This window comes from Radiobacillus sp. PE A8.2 (genome assembly GCF_045635475.1).
GTDB lineage: Bacteria > Bacillota > Bacilli > Bacillales > Amphibacillaceae > JBJGXI01.
The window spans coordinates 1-20104 of record NZ_JBJGXI010000056.1 but is presented as its reverse complement, the minus strand read 5'-3'; the positions used below and the strand labels follow the sequence as shown (position 1 = coordinate 20104).

The window sequence follows — 20104 nt, the reverse complement described above, 5'->3', positions numbered from 1 at the left end:
AGGAGGTTGAGCAATGAACAAGAAAATGTTTCTACCATTATTATTGTTGATAGTATTTGGAGTAGCTTGTGGAACCAATCAACAACAGGTCAGTAATGGCAGTCAAGGTACAGGTGATGTAATTGATGACAATGGCACAACACCTGCGGCTGACAGTCAATTAAAAGATAGTAGTGATGTGGAAGTATTGTTAGACAAACTTAAGATGACTAGTGTCGTAACGCCAAGTGAAGAGCAAGTTACATTTCATATGGAGCTCTCGAACAATGGAGAAGAGACGGTGGAATTAGGTATGTCTGGTGGACAGCAGTTCGAAATCGTTGTTACGGACGCTTCTGGTCAAGAAATCTATCGTTTTTCCGAGGGAAAAGCATTTATTGAATCGTTTGTGTATAAAGAGATTCCTGCTGGTAAGTCTTTGGAATGGACAGAAGAATGGAATGATACAGAAATAGCTGATGGTGAATACGAAGCAACAATCACACTATTGCCGGTGCAAATTAATAAACAAGGTATAGAAAATAATCCTTTCACACAAACGAAAACATTTACGGTTAGCAAAAACACTACAGCGTCTTCTAGTTTACCGAAAGCAGATGGTAAAGTAATCGATGGAATTGTAAATAATATTAAGGTTGAAGGTTCTAATGGAGAATACAAGCTTAAGGGTGAAGTTAGTCCAATTGTTGAGGAGTTATACTATACTGTTGAAGACGGACACAGTGTAGTAGTAGAGGAAACCAAAATAACTGTAGAATCTGATGAGTGGTCACCTTTTGAGATACAAGTATCTATACCATCAGATCAATTACCGAATAACGGAACCGTTAGTATGTATCTGTATGATAAAAACCCGGAAGACGGACAGATTCTTTCGAGCCAAGCGGTTACATTGCAGCAATTAAATAAATGAGAGGCCTTAACCAAGGCCTCTCATTTTTTATGTACACTTATTATAATCCATGTTTTATTAGTACATTTTCCACTTTTACTGTAAGTCCATCCCATTCGGCATCAAATAGTTTATTTACCGTTATAAAATTCTGAAAGCCAAAAACATTATCAACACCATCAAGTTCCATTAATTCGTTAAGCACAGCAAATTCACTTGTTTGGCCGGGCATAACAGAAAAGCTTTTATCTCCCTGAAAAATCATTTTATCGGATGTGAACTTTAATGCATTTGGATTAGGTGTAGCATCTACTTGTATAGTCATCTCTAGTCCTCCTAAATCTATTGGTATTCATATTGTTGTAAGAATTCGAACATAAAATTGCTCACTTACTTTCAATAATAGCAGAAAAATGACAATTACAAAAGACGTAAACAAATAAAAAACAACCCCCACGAATGGGGGCCGTTTTATCTGTTGCTTATTTTAGTTCGTTGTGTTGCTCAAGTTGTTGCTCTAACTGCTGTAACTCCTGCTGTTCCTCTGGAGTTGCATTTGTATATGCCGATTTAATTGCAGCTCTTGCTGCTTGTTTTTCAGAATCGGCCATTTGACCATTCGTAAGACGGTTGACAGCACTCTTTGCTTGTTGGAATAAATTTGTTCCCATATTAGCCATCGTTACAGACCTCCTACAGTATCTTCATTATCTGCTTTTCTACCCTCTAATTCACCAAGTCTTGCTCGATAAGGAAAACGTTCATCGTGTTTCTTTACTGAGTCTGAAGCTTGTTGAGTAAAGCGTTTGGATTTACTTTTTCTACTCATGAGGCAATTCCTCCCAGAATAAAGAAGTAAAAAAGCTTGAACGCTTCATTGCGTTCAAGCTTATTATGGTTTGACTACGTTAATTCATGCTTGATAATTTATGGAAACCTTATGATTAGAGTGCTTTTGACTGTAAATCGAGGTATTCTTCAAGGAATTTTCCAATACCATCTTCTTCATTGCTTTTTGTAACATGTTTGGCCACTGCTTTTAGTTCTTCAATTGCATTGTTCATTGCCACGCCTACCCCCGCATAATCAATCATTTCCAAGTCGTTATCCTCGTCTCCAAAGGCAATGATTCGATCTTGTGGTATGTGATAATAGTGAGCAATTTTTTGTAAACCTACAGCCTTGCTCAAGCCTTTTCGAACAATTTCAATAACGTTCCAAGGCGCACCCCATTTTCGGTGCTCGATTACTTCCGCATGTTCATCATCTAAACGATCCCTCAATTGTTGTATATGGTCCTCACGTGGATGGATAAGTATTGATGTAGGGTCTTCTTGTAATTCATTTTTCAAACTACCTATCGTTATTTTATTTTGTTCGTTGGCACCGAATATATCCATTAGTTCTTCATCATATTGATCCAAGTAAATATCATCTTTTACTTCAGCAAGTACATTATGAACATTTAAGTCATAACAAGTTTGGACTATTTTCAAGGCTGTACGCTTAGGTAAAGGAGTATGTAGTGCATCCCATTTTTTATCTATTGGATGGTGGATTAAAGCTCCATTAAAATTTACCATCGGAGTATCTAAACCTAATTCCTTATAATAGTTAATGCTTGCCCTGTGTGGTCTACCTGTTGCTATCACAACGATATGACCTTGTTCTTTGGCTTTTAGTACTGTTTTTTTTGTATGGTCACTGATGACTTTTTTATCTGTCAATAATGTCCCATCTAAATCAAGTGCAATTAAATGTCTTTTGTTTTCCATATGTTATCACCTCTTATAGTAATTATAGTTTATAGGTGATTTATTATTATGTAAAGATTTTCTCGGAGAAAAGGTTATGCTTTGCAAGTCGCTCTTTGAAATACTATGATAAAAGAATAGCAATATAAATAAGAAGGGACAGGACGTAATGATTGAAATTCATAAACAATATTGGCAAGAGATACCAGTATTAATCGTTGTAGATGATAAACATAGCGATTCGGCTTTACCAGTTCTTACATACCTTCATGGCTTCACGAGTGCAAAGGAGCACAATTTGCCACTAGCTTTTCTTATGGCAGAAAAAGGGTACCGTGTAGTGTTACCGGATTGTTTATATCATGGTGAAAGAGACAATGGGGTAAACAACAAAGAAAGAGAATTACATTTTTTTTATATAGTCGAACAAAATATAAAAGATCTATACGTAATCAAGCAAGAATTAGATAAACGAAATTGGATTAAAGACAATCGCTTTGGTTTGGCTGGGACAAGCATGGGTGGAATCACTACTGCTGCAGCCTTAACGCAGTATGAGTGGATTAAGACCGCAGCAATATTAATGGGCTCACCGAAAATAACAGCATACGCAAAAGCATTAATTAGCAATATTAGAAAGAAAGAAGCTCAATTGCCACTTTCAGAAAACGAAATTGAATTAATATTTAAAACATTAGAACAGATCGACTTATCAAAACAGATGGAGAAATTGAACCAACGACCACTTTTCTTCTGGCATGGTGAAAATGATTCAGTTGTTCCATTTGATCATTCCTATAGCTTCTATGAAGCAGTGATTCCTTCTTACAAGAACCCGGAAAGCATACGATTCTTGCGTGAACCAGGTAGAGATCATAAAGTAAGTAGATATGCGGTTTTGGAGACGGTTGATTGGTTTGAACTGCAGTTGTAGAATACTTCTAATAGGAAAATGAGAGCTAGTTTCTTGCAACTACAATAGAAATTATTTAAAATTTGCATGGACTATGTTTATAATAGACATAACGATGTTCAAGGAGGGAATAAAATGGATCAAGCTTTACAAGATAATATGATGGGAGCTCTGGAAACGGTTATTGATCCAGAGCTTGGTATAGATATTGTTAATTTAGGTCTTGTTTATGGTGTCGATTTAGATGAAGCTGGACTTGCTACCGTGACAATGACATTGACTGCAATGGGGTGCCCGTTAGCAGCTCATATTGAAGAAGATGTAAAACGCGTGATGGATGATATTCCAGAAGCGAAAGATGTGAAAGTAAATATTGTTTGGAATCCACCGTGGACCAAAGATCGCATGTCCCGTTATGCGAAAATCGCACTTGGAATTCCAGATTGATTAGCAAAAGCCCTTTCTCCGGACTCGGAGGAAAGGGCTTTTGTTTTAGTCAATGCTACATAAGACAATCGGGCAGTTTTCACAATTTATTTCATCTTTTAAATGCTGTAAGTTATAGATAATGATTTTATTATGTTGTGTATCGATAATTTTTTCGCGCTTTAAATCGCTCAACATCCGGTTTACGCTTTCACGCGAGGTTCCACAAAAGTTTGCAATTTCCTGGTTGGTTAACATGATGTCAATCAGAATTCCATTTGTAAGCTCTATTCCGTAGCTATTGCTTAAGCGGATTAATGTTGAGTATAGCGCACCTTTTTTACCATTCATCACAAGATCACGAATTTTTGTTTGTTCTCTTCGGAAATTATCACTCATAGCTTTCATGAATTCCATAGCTAATTGTGGGTTGTGGAGCAGTTTTTCCTCTAAGTAATGCTTCTTAATTATGACCACTTGACTATCTTCCATTGCCTTCGCATTTAGTAAGTATTTAACATTATCGGAATAGACAGCGAGTTCACCAATGATATCTCCTTTTTTACAAATTCGTAAAGTCAATTCTCTGCCATCAGGTGAGCTTTTTCCAATTTGGATGGTACCAGATTGAATAATATAAACCTCATTAACATCTTCGCCTTGCTGAAACAGGAATTGGTTCTTATTAATCTGTATCGTAAGCTCTGTACCAGTTAGTAGGTCCTTCAATTCACTAGACAAGGCTAGATTTACCCTTGAATTTATCAATAGCATGAAACCTCCTTTAGCCTAGGAAAAAGAATGCTAATGCGCCAACAACAAAACAGTAGTAAGCAAAGTACTTTAAATTCCCTTTCGCCATGATGCTCATAAACCATTTTAATGAGAAATAAGTAGCAATAATTGATGCGATGAAAGCAAGTGCGTAAGGAATCCATAAAACATTAAAATTAGGATCATTCACGATGTTATCAATAGAAAGTAAACCAGTTCCTAAACTAACTGGAATGAAAAGTAAAAATGAGAAGCGTAAAGCGGTACTTTGTTTCATTCCTAAAAGCATCGCTGCTACAATTGTCGCTCCTGACCTACTGATACCTGGTATTAGTGCAACTGCTTGTGCACACCCTACAATAATCGCATCTCTAACAGTCAGTGCGCCATCATTTTTACTACCCCTTATATTTCGAATGATCCATAAAGCGAAACCAGTAATGATTAAGGTAATACCAACCATCTCCGTGCGATTGAAGGTATTCCCAATTTGTTCTTCAAACAACAAGCCAATCACACCAGCGGGTATTGTAGCAATAATTAAATAAATGATAAACATAAAGTCCGGTTTAGCTTGTTGATCCCTTGTCATAATAAAGCGCAAGCCATTTTGCATTAATCTTAAAATATCTTTGTGATAAATAGCAATAACAGCAATTAATGAACCAAAATTCACTAAGATTTCAAATGATAATCCTTTTAGATCAAGGTCAAACAAGTTTTTTAACATCACGAGGTGTCCGCTAGAAGAAATCGGTATAGGTTCAGTAAAACCTTGAAATAAACCTAAAAATACATACTTAATTAATAACCAAAAATCAACAAATGATTCCATAAATACCCTCCCAAATATAAAACGATTTTTTCCATTCACTCCATCACACTGCTATACACAATGGAATAGGCTATAGCGTATAGGAGGAGGTTTTTTTAGATGATTAATCACACGCGTAGTCACCATCATATGTACGATTTATGCACAAAGCATATACATCACTATGTACTTGTAGAAATGGTGGATGGTAACAAAATTGATGGGATTGTAACGCATGTAGACAATGACTATGTATATTTAGCTATACCTAACACAGGCCGTGAAAACGAAGAACGCTTTGGTTATGGATTTGGCTATCCTGGATACGGATATGGACCGGGATACGGTTATCCGGGCTATGGGTATGGACCTGGTAGATTCAACCGTTTAGTTTTACCATTAGCAGCTTTAACGGCACTTAGTGTTCTACCTTGGTTTTAGAACGCAAGATAATAGGAAACCCTTGCCATTTCCCTGTTGGCAAGGGTTTCATTTTAAATGCTGTTTACTATTATTCTTCTTGCTTCAAGATACCATCTCCGAGAAGAATGATAACAAATGTAAATACTGCGGCTATAAAAATCACAGGAGCAATTTGAAGCGTATCTCCAGCCATACTCGATAGTACATACGAAATTGTAGAGCTAATTAATAAAGCCCATACGAATGTCCAAAAGTAGCGCATGCTTTCACCTCATTTAATCTAATGTAATTAGTACGATTTCCTCATTAAAAGGATAGCAAGAGACAACTACGCCCATAGCTGACATAGTATAGGTTGTAATCAACGGCAAATTAATAACCACACTCTATTCATTAGTTTATCAAACATCATAAAAAAAATAAATATTTTCTTAATAAGACAGTCAATTTTATGTATTTTGTCATTATAGGCAATCTTCACATATACATGTTAAAAGAATGTAGAAAAGGAGGTTTACGATGTTTTTGGTCATAGGAACTTTTGACTGGATCGGATATCACCTTACGCAAGTGCTGTTAGATAAAGGTGAACAGGTAATTGGACTAGACAAAATTGAAACAGAGAAACAGGAAAACTTGCAAATGTTTATCGGAAGAAATAGTTCGTTTCAGCATGTAAAGTCTAAGCAAGAGTTAGAAAATCATAAAAAATATGACGAGATTAAAACTGTAATTAATGTAGATAATCGATCTTTAGATAGTAAAGGTTTGCAAACAAAAAGGTGTTTCAAGCTAGTCAATCAAGCTTTAGATGACGACGTAAGTGGATATACACAAGTAGAGATTCCTTTATTGTATGGAGAATGGATGAATAGAACGGAAGATGGGATAGAGTTTAACGGTAACTATATTGAGTTTGAATCAGAAATCTTCCGTAATCAAGCTATCTATATTGAGGATTTTGTATATTCCTTTGTACAAATACTAAATCAAGATTTAGGTCATATTGTGAAGTGTAAATCCTTGACGAAAGATGTAAGGGATGAAAATGATAGTGAAAATACAATATACATTCCAGAAAAGGAATTGATGAAAGATCGGCTTGAAAAGTGTAATAAACATTATCAACAATTCAGTTTCTTATATGATAACTAAGTTATCCTTGATAATGCGTGTTAAAAAAAGGGGCCGAATTAGTAGCGAGCAGGTTGAGGTGGCGCAATTTTTAGAACGGGAATGTAGGCTTTTCCTACAAGAGATAAGGAAAAGTGTTTACCTTTTGCAAGGTCGGAAATATAAGACAACGAAAAGATGAGCCGCTGATAATTTAGTGACTTTCTGAAGAACTTCTAATATGTAATGTTAAAATAGATTTACGCACTGTTGTATAAGATGTAGAATAAATATAGCTAGTACAGACGATTGGAATAGGAGTGCGTAACTTGAAAAAAGGACTTACTATTATACTTGTGCTCATATTTGCTTTTGCAATTATTATATTATCTAGGTGCGGTTCCTATTTTGACAATGGAAATATACAAAGAGTTGGCATGTTAGTGGAAGATTCGATTCACGACCAAGCATGGGGAACAAAAGGATATTTAGGACTGCTTGAAATAAAGAATGAATTCGACGTAGACGTTTACTTCAAAGAGGGAGTTCAAACGGAACTACAAGTATATCGAGCAATTGAGGAATTTAGTAATAAAGGCGTCAACCTCATTTTTGGACATAGTAGTGTATACGGTAAATTCTTTAAAGAAATACAGCAGGAATATCCTGATATCCACTTTGTATACTTTAATGGAGGCTATACGGGTGAGCGATTAACCAGTTTAAATTTCAGCTCGAATGCAATGGGGTTTTTCGGTGGCATGGTCGCTGGGAAAATGACTACTACGAACCAAGTTGGTGTTATAGCAGCATATGAATGGCAACCGGAAATTGAAGGTTTTTTTGAAGGTGTTAACTATCAAAATCCAGAAGCGACGGTTCACATGGAATTTGTAAATGCTTGGGATGATGTTGATCAAGCCATGCAGTATTTTGAAAAATTACGTGCGCAAAATGTTGATGTATTTTATCCAGCAGGAGATTCATTTAGCGTACCTATAATTGAAAAGGTAAAAGAATCAAACCTATACTCGATTGGTTTTGTAACAGAACAGTCAGATATTGGAGAAAGTTCTGTATTAACAAGCACAATTCAATACGTTGACCAGCTATATTTGTTAGCGGCAAAAAAATTTAATCAAGGAAAATTGAACGGCGGTGTACAGACGTACGATTTTCAGGATGGAGTCATCGCTTTAGGGGAATTTAGTCAAGAAGTACCTGAATATTTTAAGGAAAGTATTGAACAATCGGTAGAGGAATATAAAGAATCCAACTTATTGCCTAATGAAACTAACTTTACTAATTGAGAACTTTTAATCCCTACTGAAATCAGATTAAAGAAAACGAAGGTGTTCGTATTGATACGAGCAACCTTCGTTTTTTATTTGTTAACTATGATTTGAAGCTCTTAAACATATTGGAAATACTTTTAACATAGGGGGATAGTTGACCATATGTTTCCATCATTGTTTGAGCTGTTCCGAACAAATCAATCGAGTCATCATTATCCGACTCTTTAACTGGTTCGTCTTTTTGTTTAGAAGGCCGATTAGCTTTAGGACCAAACATCATTTGATCGAATGGATGAACCTTTTGTTGTTTGCTTTCTTCGTCTGCCATGTACAAACACCTCCTTATAGTTATCATATTTATAATCCTTTGATTTAGAGAAGGCGATTGTCCCATTGTATGAAAAAAACATCCATATTAAATCAATTAAATGCCCATTCTCAGTTAGCATATAGTTCGATAAAGCAATCTTCAAACTATATATTGTTGCAAAAGGTGGAATTAGCTACTTATTATATTGAGTCAGATGAGATACTTGATTATGTTTTATAAATCGATTAAAATTAGTACCAAGTATTAATATTTGATAATAAAGCCGTGAGAGGTTGGGATATGAGATGAATGCAGGGATTATTGGTACAGGACATTATGTTCCGGAGAAGGTTCTTACCAACTTAGATATGGAAAAAATCGTTGATACGAATGACGAGTGGATTAGAACACGAACAGGAATTGAAGAACGAAGAATTGCAGAAGATGACATGGACACTTCTGATATGGCTTATTTAGCTGCGGTTGAAGCACTTAAGGATGCAAATATCTCAGCAGAAGAGTTAGATATGATTCTTGTTGCAACAGTAACACCTGATACACCATTTCCTTCTGTTTCATGTATGTTACAAGATAAACTAGGGGCAACTCGTGCTGCAGCAATGGATCTAAGTGCTGCTTGCTCTGGCTTTGTATACGGAGTTATTACTGCGAAACAATTTATTGAAACAAACACTTACAAAAATATATTAGTAGTTGGGGTAGAAAAGTTATCTAAAATTACTGATTGGACAGATCGTAACACATGTGTGTTATTCGGTGATGGAGCAGGTGCTGCAGTCATTGGTCCAGTTAGTGAAGGAAAAGGAATTCTTTCATTTGAATTAGGTGCAGACGGAAGCGGTGGAAAGCATTTATTACAAAATGAAGATTATATTAGTATGAATGGAAGAGAAGTTTTTAAATTCGCTGTCAGACAAATGCCAGAGTCTTCGGTAAATGTAGTTGAAAAAGCTGGTTTCAATAAAGAAGACGTTGATTATCTGATTCCACACCAAGCTAACATTCGGATTATGGAAGCGGCGAGGGAGAAACTTGGAATATCACAAGACAAGATGGCTTGTTCTGTAAAAAGATACGGCAATACATCAGCGGCTTCGATACCAATCGCTTTGTCTGAAGAAGTAAAAAACGGTAAAATCAAAACAGATGATTTAGTTGTTTTAGTTGGATTTGGTGGAGGTCTTACTTGGGGGGCAATTGCGCTCCGTTGGGGAATTTAAGCATTTACTAAATCTTATAGTTCATTCTTTAATCGAAAAGTAGGTCGCTGAAATGGCGGATGATAAGGAGGAGAACGATTGTGGAAAAAAGACGTGTAGTAATTACAGGCTTAGGAGCAATTACACCGGTTGGCAATAATGTAGAAACGTTTTGGAGTAGCTTGTTAGATGGACAATCAGGCATCACGCAAGTAACAAAGGTGAATAAGGATGATTTTCCTGCGAAAGTAGCTGGAGAAGTGAAAGATTTTGATCCAGCACTATACATGGATAAAAAAGAATCAAAGCGTATGGATCTATTTACTCAATATGCTGTCGCTGCCGCGAAAATGGCAGTAGAAGATGCGAATTTAGACATAACTGATGAGCTTGCACCAAGAGTAGGTGTATGGATAGGGTCAGGTATTGGCGGAATGGCAACTTATGAGGAGCAATTTAATAGGTTTAAAGAAAAAGGCTATCGACGTGTTAGTCCATTCTTCGTGCCAATGCTTATACCAGATATGGCATCGGGACAAGTTTCGATTCAATTGGGAGCGAAAGGTATTAATTCCTGTACTGTGACTGCCTGTGCATCTGGAACAAACTCAATAGGTGATGCATTCAAAGTGATCGAGCGTGGCGATGCTGACATCATGATTACAGGTGGAGCAGAAGCACCACTTACACAAATGTCATTCGCAGGCTTCTCGATGGCTAAAGCTTTGTCATTTAACGAAGATCCAAAGACAGCTTGTCGTCCTTTTGATAAAAATCGTAATGGCTTTATTATGGCCGAAGGATCTGGAGTGCTAATATTAGAAACATTAGAATCTGCACAAAACCGTGGTGCGAAGATCTATGCGGAAATCGTTGGCTATGGATCAGCTGGTGATGCATACCACATTACTTCCCCAGCACCTGAAGGAGAAGGTGCGGTACGTTCAATGAAACAAGCTATTGCGGATGCGGGGATTGATGTGAATCAAATTAATTACTTGAATGCACATGGAACAAGTACAGAATTAAATGATTCATTTGAAACATTAGCAATTAAACAAGTATTTGGCGATTATGCGAAACAACTAGCAGTATCATCTACAAAATCAATGACTGGTCATTTACTTGGTGCAGCCGGGGCAATCGAAGCAATCGCTTGTATTAAAGCGATACAGGACAGTGTTGTACCGCCGACAATCAATTATGAAACACCTGATCCGGATTGTGATTTAGATTATATTCCAAATCAAGCACGAAAGCAGAATGTTGATTATGCGTTGAATAACTCACTCGGTTTTGGTGGACATAATGCAACTTTAATTTTTAAGAAATACCAATAAAATTAATTAATAATTAAAGAATTGAATAAATAAGTAAAACAGCCAATTACTAAGTTGAATTGGCTGTTTTTTTAATTCTAATGATAAATATAGGCTGTTATCTAAAAGATTGTTGTTATTCCGTAAATAGCTAAAATCCGACGTAGTGTTAAACAGGCGCAATGGAGGAGGCATTGTACTGCGGTCGATGAGTCGATGACGGCCACCAGAGCGCTTATCTGTGACATATGAGGCATTATTAGAATTGTGCGGCCACCAGCGCACTTATTTGGATGAATTTGTTGTTTCGGTAAATAAGTGCTGTGGTGGCCGTCAAATCATCGAAATTGAAAATTTAAACTAAATAAGCGCTTATATGGCCGCTCAATCCGGTTAGCACCTTTGCTGTTGGTATAGCTAGACGCGTGAGTAAAAATCTCGAGCACTGTGTTGCATTTTATTTCAATTATAAAGTTAAAGAAGCAAGTTAAGCCACAGATAACTCCCAGCTAGTGATTAGTAAAGTTCCCATCAGGCAATACGACGCTAACCGTTAGCTCGTTGCTTTAATCTCCATATGTGCTGATTTTACTTTCATGATTCCGACAATCCTACATATACATATATAAAGAAATGGACAGGCTAGGTGATGGGAATGGGCTATATATTTATTTTTTTGATAGGATTTGGACTAGCTGTATCTGGTGGCGTAACGATTATCGCTTATATTAATTTGGTGCCCGCAGGCCTATCGCTGATCGACTATTTGATGTTTATACAAGGACGTTTTGAGTGCTATTTTTTGCCAATTGGGATTATTATTATGTCGATTGCTTTATTCAAATTACCTGACATACCTAATTCAACATAAGCTAAATAGCGGGGGTTTTGTATCTTGAGGATAAAAAAAGAACATAAAATTAATTAAACCTATTAAATAATTGGTTAGAAAGAATAAATTTTCCTTGAGTGGTCATAATGTATCCTAAAAGAAGCTGTTCAAAATCACCAAGAAAAGGTGCCGGTAGAGTGCATGCATCGATAAGCATATTTTCTGAACAGGCTTTGGTAGATTTCATTAAAGTGAGGGTTCTACATGTTATATTTACACGATGTCTGGGTAAATTGGTTCGAAGGAGAAGAGAATGGCTATAATGTTTGTCCTTTTCATGAGTGGAGAAAAGAAGACGGTATTGAATTATTAGATCAAGTACCTATCCTTTACATAAACGACGTCTTGTACCACTATATTGAAAATGATCTCCAGGATCTGCCTAAGTCCTTGTTAGAAACTATTCATAAGCGGGCATATTTAAGGAAAAACCAAGAAAGAATTGCTTTGGAATATGCATGTATTGTTACGAACGGCAAATCAATTGTTGCTGTTGATACAATGGGGTACCATTTACCGATACGAAAAAGCAGATTAATCCCGAGGCAAGAACGTCTAGTTTATGAAATGATTGAGGGTACAGAACCGCAAGCATTTTCTTTTTCTTCAGATTACCAAAATAAAGAATATCACATTTTATCTTTACCACCTACCTCTATGGTAGGCCTGACACGAAAAGAACGTCAGCTTAAGCAATTATTAATGATGGCAATCGATCAGCTAGGGGAAACAGAGAATTTAGAAGAAGTTCGATACTGGCTAACCGAGTGGGCACCTGATAATTATCCTTTCATTAAAAAGATGGACTTTGAAGAAGCGTGGCATGAACTTTATCAAGGTGTACTTACCGGGTGGAGCAATGCACATGAGGAGCTTTGTGAAAAGTTAGTGAAAGGTCAACCGTTTTTCGAAAAAATGTGGGAAGTAGAAACAAATCAAATTCCAGATGCTACGTATAAGCGCACGCTATAGTGTCTATTGTGCTAAATTCAAGTTGTATTAGCACTTACATACCATATGTTATAGAAATGCCCAACTGTTTTTTGAGACAGTTGGGCATTTATTAAGGCTATTTCTTTTTCTTTACACGGCCAAGTCCCATTGCTTTTTTGGCTTTTGCAAGTATTTTTGAAGCATCGTAATTTGCCTTTTCTGCTCCCTTATCTAAGATATTGTCCAGTTCTTCTGAATCAATTAGTTCATAATAGCGATCCTGGATAGGTTGTAATGTGTCTATTACCGAGTTAGCTGTAGCTTGTTTAAACTCGCCATACCCTGCATTTTGATATTGAGCTTCTAAATCTTCTATTGAACGGCCAGAGCATATTGAAAAGATACTAAGTAAATTGGATACTCCAGGTTTATTTTCTTTGTCAAATTTAACAATGCCTTCTGAATCGGTTACAGCACTCTTAATTTTTTTCTCTACTTGCTTCATATCGTCTAGCATGAAGATAGAAGCTTTTTGATTGTCATCCGATTTACTCATCTTCTTTGTTGGCTCTTGAAGAGACATAATACGGGCGCCTACTTTTGGAATGCTAACCTCTGGAACAGTAAATATATCATTATATTTGTTATTAAAACGCTGTGCTAAATTCCTTGTTAACTCTAAATGTTGCTTTTGGTCTTCACCAACAGGGACTATATCTGTTTTGTATAATAAAATATCTGCTGCCATTAGTGGTGGATAGGTAAGTAATCCAGCAGAAACTGCATCTTTACCTGTTGATTTATCTTTGAACTGTGTCATCCGCTCAAGTTCACCGATGTAGCTAATTGATTGTAAAATCCATCCTAGCTGCGTATGTGCAGACACTTCAGATTGAATAAATAGTGTCGATTTATCGGAATCAATTCCTGAAGCAAGATATAGTGCAGCTAAAGAACGGATATTGTTCTTTAGCTTTAAGCGATCTTGTGGAACTGTAATTGCGTGCTCATCAACAATGCAAAAGTAACAGTTATTGTCCTCTTGCAATTCAACAAAATGCTTCATTGCACCTAAGTAGTTTCCGAGGGTTAGTGTACCACTCGGTTGGATTCCTGAAAAAATAGTTTTCATGATTGATCACCTCAAATGTTATTTATAAAAAAATGCATTAAAAAAAGCCCATTCCATTCCCTTGAAAAAAAGGGACGAATAGACCCCCGTGTGCCACCGTACCACTAAACTTTGGGTATGCTAATTCCTCATTCGTCCCATTAAATTCATCTAAAGCCTCTATTATAAAGTTTATTATACTAACCTCATCTTTTCCAATTTTGTTTGGATCTTTATCCCATAAGGTAGCTAAAAGACTAAATAGGACTATTTGATTTTGTTCTTTTACTTTCTTTTTACTAACTCTTCCTTTTTCCGTTTTTATTTCTTGTTTTAATTCTTTAAACTTTTCAGTAGGTACGGTGGCGATGCTAATTGACTTCTTCGCAAATTTTAAATTCATTACAATTTCCTTATTAGGCTTATACTCAATTGATTCTATCACATGTTTTAAATAATTTCTTACTTGCTTAGTTGTTTGATTTTTATAAAGGGTTTCAGGCTGAAGTAATAACCCTACGACTTCCTGCAATTTAACTTTTTTCATGCTTTGTTCTTCTTGTTCACATTTAATTCATTTTTCTGCTTTCTTAACTGTCTAATTTGTTTTGATAATTCCTCACCTTGACTTATTAATTTCATCTTAAAATCTGGATCAGTTACTTCGCCAATACTTGATATAACATTCTGCTCTGCAATTTCCGCTTTTTTAATTTTGTTTTCAAGTTCATTAATTTTTTCGAGGTATGCAGTATTGTTTTCTAATGCATCCTTTTGATAATTGTATAACGTCTTTAATACATTAAGCAGTACAGTTGCATTACCAAATATGTCAAGAACTATATTATCAACCTTTTCACAACGTACCATTTTCTTATTACTACAGTTTTGACCTTTACTTTTTATAGCTACATCACATTTATAGTAATAAAACTTTGAGCGTGTACCATCTTTTTTTGTTTTTCCTATTGTATAAGTACCATTCATAGCCCTTCCACATTCATTACACTTCAACATGCTTGATAATAGATAAGGGCTATTTTCTCTTTGAGGATCATAGTGCTCTTGTTTAGGCTTTCTTGCTTGCATTTTTTTTGAACCTTCTCCCATTTTTCAAATGAAACAATTGGAGTGAAATCGGGTTCTTTTCCTTCTCTAAAATTTTTACTCCAATACCATTCTTCCATCGTACTATCTTTTCTTTTCTTTTTAGTTATTCTTTCTCTTCTGTTCTTTACCATATAACCTGTGTAAGATGGATTTCTAAGTATTCTCCAGATTTTCTTACTGTTAAAGTACACTCCATTATAATTGTTCTCAGTCCCATTTTTACGGTATTTTTTTACATCATTTTCATTTAAAATATCGGCAAATTCCTCATCTGCTAAACGTACTATTTCACTTAGGCTTTTATCATCTTCTAAATACCATTTAAAAATATTTTTAACCAACTCAATTTCTTTTGTATCCCCTAAACAATATCTTTTTCTCTTTCTTTCATTAATTTCTACTTCTTCTATTGAAAGCCCAATCGGAATGGGACCTCCTATATAGCAACCCATATCTACAAGTTCATTTATATTGGCTTTTACCTTCTTTCTCACATCTTCACGCATATTTTGGTCAAAAATTGACTGGATTAAATCCATCATTGTGTTATTGTTCCAGTCAAGGAGATTTACTTCCTTACCACTATTTGCTAAGAAGATTTTAACGCCTTTTTCCTGTAAGTTGGTGGTCATATTTATAAAGTCTTTAACTACACGAGTGTAACGACTGCTATCATAAAATACAATGTACTTAATATTGTACTTATCAATATCTTCTAACAGTTGTTGGAAAGCAGGACGGTCTTCAAAGTTTTCACTAGAAACATCTTCATCGTAATAACCCTCATTAACTAGTGTAATAGAGTTGTTATCTGCAAAGCCCTTAATTGCATTATATTGCTGTTGTGGACTAATTTTGTTTCCAGTTTTATCTACGCTTGTTCGTATATAAGCGGCACCTAGTTTCATTATATAACCTCCATTTCCACCATTAATTTGGGTAAAAACCCTTCTGTATTAAGAGTTATAACCTTATATATGTATTTACCTTTGTATAAAATAAATTAAGATTACAAGGCTTCTTTTTAATAATACTTTGTCCTTGTCTTTTGCACAAAATTTTTGTATGAAGAGGACACTTCAGATAAAACAATTATACTACCTTTTTCCTAATTTGATAAAGAATGAATTAGTCGCAGTTACCAGTTTGATAATTGGACAAAATTTAGGATGCAAATTTTGATTGTCCATATTTATTCTTATACCCGTAAGCGTCAAATAATACCCACCTTCTATTCACTGATCACACATGGGATAATCTCCTTAGATATTAATTCGAGGAGGTTAAGTGATGACCAAAGAACAAAAGAGAATAGAATGGGAATCTCGTGTACTGGCATGGAAGGAAAGTGGCTTAAGCGTTCCAAAATGGTGCCAAGAACATAATTTGAAAGATTATCAGTTGTATTATTGGATTAAAAAGCTGGAGGTTTCTGACACGAAACCTTTGCAACAAGATTCAGATACAAAATGGTTGGCTGTAGAAGTGGCTAATGAAGATAAACCTTCTCCGCACGGATCTGTTGTTATCCATATTGGAAAAGCTTCGGTGGAAGTGCATCCAGGAACCGATCCAAATCTATTAGCCAATGTAGTTCATGTATTGCATACGCAATGTTAAATGACACGCCATTTGAACAGGTTTATTTAACTCGTGGAAGTACGGACCTTCGTAAATCGATTGATGGATTGGCTGTAATTGTAAAAGAGTGTTTTGAACTTGATCCGTTCTCTCCCAGCTTATTTGTTTTCTGTAATCGAAAGCGAGATAAATTAAAAATCCTTCATTGGCATCATAATGGGTTTTGGTTATACTACCGAAGGTTAGAACGAGGAACGTTCCACTGGCCATCAGAAAAAGAAGCAACACCGATGCATGTTAGTCATCGCCAACTTCGTTGGCTTTTGGATGGATTGCCCATTAATCAAAAGCTGGCACACCCTGAGGTGAAAGCACGGACTATTCTATAAAAAAAGTATCGAAATATGTAGAATTCGACTAGTCATGTCGGGTTCTTTTTCGTATAATTAATCTATGAAAAATACGACGCAAACAACTTCAGAACATACAATTGAATATTATAAAGAGCGTAGCGAAAAGTTGGAACTCGACAAGGCTGAATTAGAGGCGAAAGTGAAATGGTATGAGGAACAATTTCGACTAAGTCAAAAACATAGATTTGGAACATCTAGTGAAAAAACGAATGAAGACCAATTAAACTTGCCCCTATTTAATGAGGCAGAAGATACAGCTAATCCAGATTTAGAAGAACCTGCTCTTGATACGATTACATATAAACGCAAGAAGGCTAGTGGAAAACGAGAAGCCATGATGGAGAACCTGCCAGTAGAGATAGTCGAATATCAGCTATCCTCTGAAGAACAGGTTTGTTCGTGTTGCGGCCATGAAACACATAAGATGAGTGAAGTAATACGAAAAGAATTACAGGTCATTCCGGCACAAGTAAAAGTGGTAAAACATGTCCGTCACGTATATGCATGTCGTCGTTGTGAAAGAGAAGGTATGGAAACACCTGTTGTCACAGCACCTATGCCGGCCCCCGTATTGGCAAAGAGTTATTCCTCTCCTTCTATTATTGCCTATATTATGAGTCAAAAGTATGCCGAAGGCCTACCGTTGTATAGACAAGAAAACCAATTAAAATATCTTGGTGTGCACTTATCACGACAAACTTTAGCAAACTGGGTTGTCGAAGGTGCTAACCGTTGGTTATCAACGTTATACGACCGAATGCGAGAACACCTGGTACAGGAGTCTATTCTACATGCGGATGAAACCACCCTCCAGGTGTTGCGGGAGCCAGGTCGGTCTGCCACATCAACATCGTATATGTGGCTCTACCGAAATGGTAGGGACCGGCCACCGAATATCATCTTTGACTACCAGCGCACCCGTGCAAGTAAACATCCGAAGAAATTCTTAGAGGATTTCAATGGATATTTGCATGTAGATGGCTACCAAGGATATCACAGTATCCCGAATGTCACTCTCTCGGGATGTTGGAGTCATGCACGTAGGAAATTTGATGAGGCATTAAAAGCCTTACCTAAAGGTGCAGATAAAACCAAGTTAACTGTAACCCAAGGGTTAGAATATTGTAATAAATTATTTGCGATTGAGCGTGATTGTCAGGACAAAACAGCAGACGAACGCCATCAAGTACGGATAGAACGCAGCCAACCACTATTGGATGCTTTTTCAGAATGGCTAAAAAAGCAAGCACCAAAAGTATTGCCAAAAAGCGCACTTGGACAAGCCGTTCAATATTGTAGAAACCAGTGGCAGAAATTAGTGGTATTTTTAGAGGATGGTAGACTAGAAATTGATAATAATCGAAGTGAACGCACCATTAAGCCATTTGTAATTGGAAGAAAAAACTTCTTGTTTAGCAATACAGCCAAAGGTGCAAAATCTAGTGCAATCGTATATAGTATCATTCAAACAGCGAAGGAGAATGGACTTCATCCATTCGAGTATCTGAAGTACCTATTCGAGCAGCTACCAAATATTGATACAAAAAATATTGAAGCAGTGGATCACTTACTTCCCTGGTCATCTACTATTCCAGAACATTGTCAAAGTCCAACTTTAAAAACATAAGTACAGTATAAAATAACCCATGCCTAAATATCTAGGTGTGGGTTATTTGACGCTTACTTATACCCAAGGATGTCATAAATTAAGAATATGAAACTCAAAATGATATGGGTCTTAACTTCTTTAATATTATTGGCGGAGAAATTAGAGAAAACGCGTTAAAATAGTTTTAAATAAAATGGAGGTGAGTGGACATGGGGAAAGTGATTGATTCTCTGTGGCACAAATTGGCTTTGTTAGCCTTAATGATTTACTACTCAGGAATTTTTACAACTATAGCCTTACCGATGATGTGGTTACATTACAGAATACCAGCTATAAATTATTATATTTTTTCTTTAGGGATATTGATTTTGGGTGGGGTGATATTCAATGTGATATTAAATATTTATCCAATAAAAGAAGAGGAATTAGAGGAGTGCGTCCCCAAGTATTTTGTCATCAGGGCTTTTGCTGGCAAATTTATTGCCTATACTATATTAAGTCTTGCCATTTTTGTTTTAACAGACAATTTTATTCTTAGTTTATATCTTCAAGTGTTTTTGTTGGCTGGGGGATTTTTTAGGTTCTGTATTCTGAGAGGCTATATTTTAGCAAAAAATGATTATAAAGAGAGTGGAATTAACAAAGGGATTACTTGGCAAGGAAGGGTTATGGTGTTTAGTATCCCATTTTCATTAATACTGGGATATTTCATGCTTCGTTAACGGGTTTTATAACATCTACCACAACATCAAAGGGATTGTCTTGTTTTTATAAATACTTGATTAGAGCCACTTATAATTACATGGGGGATACAAACGTGAAAGGGCGGAGATTAAATGAATAGCGAAGTATCAAAAGTAATGATAGGAAATCAACTACAGCATTTGTTAGAAATTAATGGTTTTAATACTTCTGGAGATACATTATTAGAGGACTTGGGTTTTAACCGATTGACTCTGCAAAAATATTTAAGCAATGCTGAAAGGCCAACCCTGGAAGAAATCGCTCAACATGCAAACTTCTTTAATACCTCAGTGGATTATATCGTAGGAATTTCGGAGTATGTATTGGATACATGGGACTTTAACTTCCTAGAAGAGTTTTTTCAATACTCATCAAAAAAAGTTAAAGACCATTTTGAAAATCGACATAATACACAAATACCTAATAAAGATAATCTAGAACCAATACTATTTGGATTA

Annotated in this window: 27 protein-coding genes and 1 pseudogene; 16 read left to right on the top strand and 12 right to left on the bottom strand. The window is 36.0% G+C overall.

Translation table 11 applies throughout. The features are described 5' to 3' along the window. Positions 1 to 13: 13 nt before the first annotated feature. A complete protein-coding gene (locus ACI6MV_RS21600) occupies positions 14 to 913 on the top strand; it encodes a BsuPI-related putative proteinase inhibitor (RefSeq protein ID WP_407272403.1) in 900 nt (299 codons plus the stop codon). Positions 914 to 953: 40 nt separating this feature from the next. On the opposite strand, the gene ACI6MV_RS21595 is transcribed toward ACI6MV_RS21600, so the two are convergent. From ACI6MV_RS21595 to ACI6MV_RS21580, 4 genes are all read right to left on the bottom strand, one after another. Beyond that, complete coding sequence (locus ACI6MV_RS21595; RefSeq protein WP_407272402.1) at positions 954 to 1217, bottom strand: NifU N-terminal domain-containing protein; 264 nt, start codon at positions 1215 to 1217, stop codon at positions 954 to 956. 157 nt (positions 1218 to 1374) lie between these two features. Continuing rightward, complete coding sequence (locus ACI6MV_RS21590; protein ID WP_407272401.1) at positions 1375 to 1572, bottom strand: DUF3813 domain-containing protein; 198 nt, start codon at positions 1570 to 1572, stop codon at positions 1375 to 1377. Positions 1573 to 1574: 2 nt separating this feature from the next. Continuing rightward, positions 1575 to 1721 (bottom strand): competence protein, encoded by a 147-nt coding sequence (locus tag ACI6MV_RS21585; RefSeq protein WP_407272400.1) that lies wholly within the window; start codon positions 1719 to 1721, stop codon positions 1575 to 1577. A gap of 115 nt (positions 1722 to 1836) precedes the next feature. Continuing rightward, complete coding sequence (locus tag ACI6MV_RS21580) at positions 1837 to 2667, bottom strand: Cof-type HAD-IIB family hydrolase (RefSeq protein WP_407272399.1); 831 nt, start codon at positions 2665 to 2667, stop codon at positions 1837 to 1839. 148 nt (positions 2668 to 2815) lie between these two features. Between ACI6MV_RS21580 and ACI6MV_RS21575 the strand changes: the two genes are divergently transcribed. Further along, positions 2816 to 3580: a prolyl oligopeptidase family serine peptidase gene (locus ACI6MV_RS21575; RefSeq protein WP_407272398.1), complete on the top strand. Its 765-nt coding sequence runs from the start codon at positions 2816 to 2818 to the stop codon at positions 3578 to 3580. Between the two features lie 114 nt (positions 3581 to 3694). After that, the gene (locus ACI6MV_RS21570; protein ID WP_407272397.1) at positions 3695 to 4006 is read left to right on the top strand and encodes a metal-sulfur cluster assembly factor; all 312 of its coding nucleotides are present in this window, start codon (positions 3695 to 3697) and stop codon (positions 4004 to 4006) included. A gap of 45 nt (positions 4007 to 4051) precedes the next feature. Here ACI6MV_RS21570 and ACI6MV_RS21565 read toward each other — a convergent pair whose 3' ends face one another. Together ACI6MV_RS21565 and ACI6MV_RS21560 are read right to left on the bottom strand one after the other, a co-directional pair. Then, positions 4052 to 4759, bottom strand: a complete 708-nt coding sequence (locus ACI6MV_RS21565; RefSeq protein WP_407272396.1) for a Crp/Fnr family transcriptional regulator — start codon at positions 4757 to 4759, stop codon at positions 4052 to 4054. Positions 4760 to 4769: 10 nt separating this feature from the next. After that, entirely contained in the window at positions 4770 to 5594 is an 825-nt protein-coding gene (locus ACI6MV_RS21560; protein ID WP_407272395.1) for an undecaprenyl-diphosphate phosphatase, read from the bottom strand. A 99-nt stretch (positions 5595 to 5693) separates the two neighbouring features. On the opposite strand from ACI6MV_RS21560, the gene ACI6MV_RS21555 reads away from it, so the two are divergent. After that, on the top strand, positions 5694 to 6014 hold the full coding sequence (locus ACI6MV_RS21555; RefSeq protein ID WP_407272394.1) for a hypothetical protein: 321 nt from the start codon (positions 5694 to 5696) through the stop codon (positions 6012 to 6014). 70 nt (positions 6015 to 6084) lie between these two features. Here ACI6MV_RS21555 and ACI6MV_RS21550 read toward each other — a convergent pair whose 3' ends face one another. After that, positions 6085 to 6258, bottom strand: a complete 174-nt coding sequence (locus tag ACI6MV_RS21550) for a DUF2929 family protein (protein ID WP_407272393.1) — start codon at positions 6256 to 6258, stop codon at positions 6085 to 6087. 257 nt (positions 6259 to 6515) lie between these two features. Here ACI6MV_RS21550 and ACI6MV_RS21545 point away from each other — a divergent pair, with 257 nt between their 5' ends. Together ACI6MV_RS21545 and ACI6MV_RS21540 are read left to right on the top strand one after the other, a co-directional pair. Further along, entirely contained in the window at positions 6516 to 7151 is a 636-nt protein-coding gene (locus ACI6MV_RS21545) for a Rossmann-fold NAD(P)-binding domain-containing protein (protein ID WP_407272392.1), read from the top strand. Between the two features lie 278 nt (positions 7152 to 7429). Next, positions 7430 to 8419 carry a BMP family ABC transporter substrate-binding protein gene (locus ACI6MV_RS21540; protein ID WP_407272391.1) on the top strand — a complete coding sequence of 330 codons (990 nt, stop codon included), beginning with the start codon at positions 7430 to 7432 and terminating at the stop codon, positions 8417 to 8419. A gap of 85 nt (positions 8420 to 8504) precedes the next feature. Here ACI6MV_RS21540 and ACI6MV_RS21535 read toward each other — a convergent pair whose 3' ends face one another. Then, positions 8505 to 8732: a hypothetical protein gene (locus tag ACI6MV_RS21535; protein ID WP_407272390.1), complete on the bottom strand. Its 228-nt coding sequence runs from the start codon at positions 8730 to 8732 to the stop codon at positions 8505 to 8507. 69 nt (positions 8733 to 8801) lie between these two features. Here ACI6MV_RS21535 and ACI6MV_RS21530 point away from each other — a divergent pair, with 69 nt between their 5' ends. The 5 genes from ACI6MV_RS21530 (at position 8802) to ACI6MV_RS21510 (ending at position 13117) form a co-directional block, all read left to right on the top strand. After that, positions 8802 to 8954 carry a hypothetical protein gene (locus tag ACI6MV_RS21530; RefSeq protein ID WP_407272389.1) on the top strand — a complete coding sequence of 51 codons (153 nt, stop codon included), beginning with the start codon at positions 8802 to 8804 and terminating at the stop codon, positions 8952 to 8954. Positions 8955 to 9019: 65 nt separating this feature from the next. Next, positions 9020 to 9955, top strand: coding sequence for a beta-ketoacyl-ACP synthase III (locus tag ACI6MV_RS21525; protein ID WP_407272388.1), 936 nt, complete (start codon positions 9020 to 9022; stop codon positions 9953 to 9955). Between the two features lie 80 nt (positions 9956 to 10035). After that, on the top strand, positions 10036 to 11274 hold the full coding sequence (gene fabF / locus ACI6MV_RS21520; RefSeq protein ID WP_407272387.1) for a beta-ketoacyl-ACP synthase II: 1239 nt from the start codon (positions 10036 to 10038) through the stop codon (positions 11272 to 11274). 634 nt (positions 11275 to 11908) lie between these two features. Beyond that, complete coding sequence (locus tag ACI6MV_RS21515) at positions 11909 to 12124, top strand: YuzI family membrane protein (RefSeq protein ID WP_407272386.1); 216 nt, start codon at positions 11909 to 11911, stop codon at positions 12122 to 12124. Positions 12125 to 12349: 225 nt separating this feature from the next. Beyond that, the gene (locus tag ACI6MV_RS21510) at positions 12350 to 13117 is read left to right on the top strand and encodes a YjbA family protein (protein WP_407272385.1); all 768 of its coding nucleotides are present in this window, start codon (positions 12350 to 12352) and stop codon (positions 13115 to 13117) included. A 97-nt stretch (positions 13118 to 13214) separates the two neighbouring features. Here the strand turns inward: ACI6MV_RS21510 and trpS are convergent, their stop codons facing one another. From trpS to ACI6MV_RS21490, 4 genes are read right to left on the bottom strand one after another with little or no spacing between them, the layout of a single operon-like run. Then, positions 13215 to 14210: a tryptophan--tRNA ligase gene (trpS, locus tag ACI6MV_RS21505; RefSeq protein WP_407272384.1), complete on the bottom strand. Its 996-nt coding sequence runs from the start codon at positions 14208 to 14210 to the stop codon at positions 13215 to 13217. Positions 14211 to 14247: 37 nt separating this feature from the next. Further along, the gene (locus ACI6MV_RS21500; RefSeq protein WP_407272383.1) at positions 14248 to 14736 is read right to left on the bottom strand and encodes a hypothetical protein; all 489 of its coding nucleotides are present in this window, start codon (positions 14734 to 14736) and stop codon (positions 14248 to 14250) included. Further along, positions 14733 to 15203 (bottom strand): recombinase zinc ribbon domain-containing protein, encoded by a 471-nt coding sequence (locus tag ACI6MV_RS21495; RefSeq protein WP_407272382.1) that lies wholly within the window; start codon positions 15201 to 15203, stop codon positions 14733 to 14735. The genes ACI6MV_RS21500 and ACI6MV_RS21495 overlap by 4 nt, the downstream gene beginning before the upstream one ends. Next, positions 15200 to 16207, bottom strand: a complete 1008-nt coding sequence (locus ACI6MV_RS21490) for a recombinase family protein (RefSeq protein WP_407272381.1) — start codon at positions 16205 to 16207, stop codon at positions 15200 to 15202. Before ACI6MV_RS21490 ends, ACI6MV_RS21495 begins: the two co-directional genes overlap by 4 nt. A gap of 382 nt (positions 16208 to 16589) precedes the next feature. On the opposite strand from ACI6MV_RS21490, the gene tnpA reads away from it, so the two are divergent. The 5 genes and pseudogenes from tnpA to ACI6MV_RS21465 form a co-directional block, all read left to right on the top strand. Then, positions 16590 to 16919, top strand: coding sequence for an IS66 family insertion sequence element accessory protein TnpA (gene tnpA, locus ACI6MV_RS21485; RefSeq protein ID WP_407272380.1), 330 nt, complete (start codon positions 16590 to 16592; stop codon positions 16917 to 16919). Then, entirely contained in the window at positions 16913 to 17269 is a 357-nt protein-coding gene (gene tnpB, locus ACI6MV_RS21480) for an IS66 family insertion sequence element accessory protein TnpB (protein WP_407272379.1), read from the top strand. The genes tnpA and tnpB overlap by 7 nt, the downstream gene beginning before the upstream one ends. Positions 17270 to 17333: 64 nt before the next feature. Continuing rightward, a complete protein-coding gene (gene tnpC, locus ACI6MV_RS21475) occupies positions 17334 to 18920 on the top strand; it encodes an IS66 family transposase (RefSeq protein WP_407272378.1) in 1587 nt (528 codons plus the stop codon). Positions 18921 to 19111: 191 nt separating this feature from the next. After that, positions 19112 to 19624, top strand: coding sequence for a hypothetical protein (locus ACI6MV_RS21470; protein WP_407272377.1), 513 nt, complete (start codon positions 19112 to 19114; stop codon positions 19622 to 19624). A 114-nt stretch (positions 19625 to 19738) separates the two neighbouring features. Further along, a pseudogene (locus ACI6MV_RS21465) lies at positions 19739 to 20104 on the top strand (hypothetical protein); the annotation flags it as partial.

Excerpts from the sequence above, each read along its gene's own strand:
- ACI6MV_RS21490 (WP_407272381.1), bottom strand. The coding sequence starts at position 16,207 with ATGAAACTAGGTGCCGCTTATATACGAACAAGCGTAGATAAAACTGGA.
- tnpC (WP_407272378.1), top strand. The coding sequence starts at position 17,334 with ATGAAAAATACGACGCAAACAACTTCAGAACATACAATTGAATATTAT.
- ACI6MV_RS21525 (WP_407272388.1), top strand. The coding sequence starts at position 9,020 with ATGAATGCAGGGATTATTGGTACAGGACATTATGTTCCGGAGAAGGTT.
- ACI6MV_RS21535 (WP_407272390.1), bottom strand. The coding sequence starts at position 8,732 with ATGGCAGACGAAGAAAGCAAACAACAAAAGGTTCATCCATTCGATCAA.
- ACI6MV_RS21500 (WP_407272383.1), bottom strand. The coding sequence starts at position 14,736 with ATGAAAAAAGTTAAATTGCAGGAAGTCGTAGGGTTATTACTTCAGCCT.
- ACI6MV_RS21590 (WP_407272401.1), bottom strand. The coding sequence starts at position 1,572 with ATGGCTAATATGGGAACAAATTTATTCCAACAAGCAAAGAGTGCTGTC.
- trpS (WP_407272384.1), bottom strand. The coding sequence starts at position 14,210 with ATGAAAACTATTTTTTCAGGAATCCAACCGAGTGGTACACTAACCCTC.
- ACI6MV_RS21580 (WP_407272399.1), bottom strand. The coding sequence starts at position 2,667 with ATGGAAAACAAAAGACATTTAATTGCACTTGATTTAGATGGGACATTA.
- ACI6MV_RS21560 (WP_407272395.1), bottom strand. The coding sequence starts at position 5,594 with ATGGAATCATTTGTTGATTTTTGGTTATTAATTAAGTATGTATTTTTA.
- ACI6MV_RS21600 (WP_407272403.1), top strand. The coding sequence starts at position 14 with ATGAACAAGAAAATGTTTCTACCATTATTATTGTTGATAGTATTTGGA.
- ACI6MV_RS21515 (WP_407272386.1), top strand. The coding sequence starts at position 11,909 with ATGGGCTATATATTTATTTTTTTGATAGGATTTGGACTAGCTGTATCT.
- ACI6MV_RS21510 (WP_407272385.1), top strand. The coding sequence starts at position 12,350 with ATGTTATATTTACACGATGTCTGGGTAAATTGGTTCGAAGGAGAAGAG.
- ACI6MV_RS21555 (WP_407272394.1), top strand. The coding sequence starts at position 5,694 with ATGATTAATCACACGCGTAGTCACCATCATATGTACGATTTATGCACA.
- ACI6MV_RS21545 (WP_407272392.1), top strand. The coding sequence starts at position 6,516 with ATGTTTTTGGTCATAGGAACTTTTGACTGGATCGGATATCACCTTACG.
- tnpA (WP_407272380.1), top strand. The coding sequence starts at position 16,590 with ATGACCAAAGAACAAAAGAGAATAGAATGGGAATCTCGTGTACTGGCA.
- ACI6MV_RS21565 (WP_407272396.1), bottom strand. The coding sequence starts at position 4,759 with ATGCTATTGATAAATTCAAGGGTAAATCTAGCCTTGTCTAGTGAATTG.
- ACI6MV_RS21570 (WP_407272397.1), top strand. The coding sequence starts at position 3,695 with ATGGATCAAGCTTTACAAGATAATATGATGGGAGCTCTGGAAACGGTT.
- ACI6MV_RS21530 (WP_407272389.1), top strand. The coding sequence starts at position 8,802 with ATGAAAAAAACATCCATATTAAATCAATTAAATGCCCATTCTCAGTTA.
- ACI6MV_RS21595 (WP_407272402.1), bottom strand. The coding sequence starts at position 1,217 with ATGACTATACAAGTAGATGCTACACCTAATCCAAATGCATTAAAGTTC.
- ACI6MV_RS21550 (WP_407272393.1), bottom strand. The coding sequence starts at position 6,258 with ATGCGCTACTTTTGGACATTCGTATGGGCTTTATTAATTAGCTCTACA.
- ACI6MV_RS21575 (WP_407272398.1), top strand. The coding sequence starts at position 2,816 with ATGATTGAAATTCATAAACAATATTGGCAAGAGATACCAGTATTAATC.
- tnpB (WP_407272379.1), top strand. The coding sequence starts at position 16,913 with ATGTTAAATGACACGCCATTTGAACAGGTTTATTTAACTCGTGGAAGT.
- ACI6MV_RS21585 (WP_407272400.1), bottom strand. The coding sequence starts at position 1,721 with ATGAGTAGAAAAAGTAAATCCAAACGCTTTACTCAACAAGCTTCAGAC.
- ACI6MV_RS21470 (WP_407272377.1), top strand. The coding sequence starts at position 19,112 with ATGGGGAAAGTGATTGATTCTCTGTGGCACAAATTGGCTTTGTTAGCC.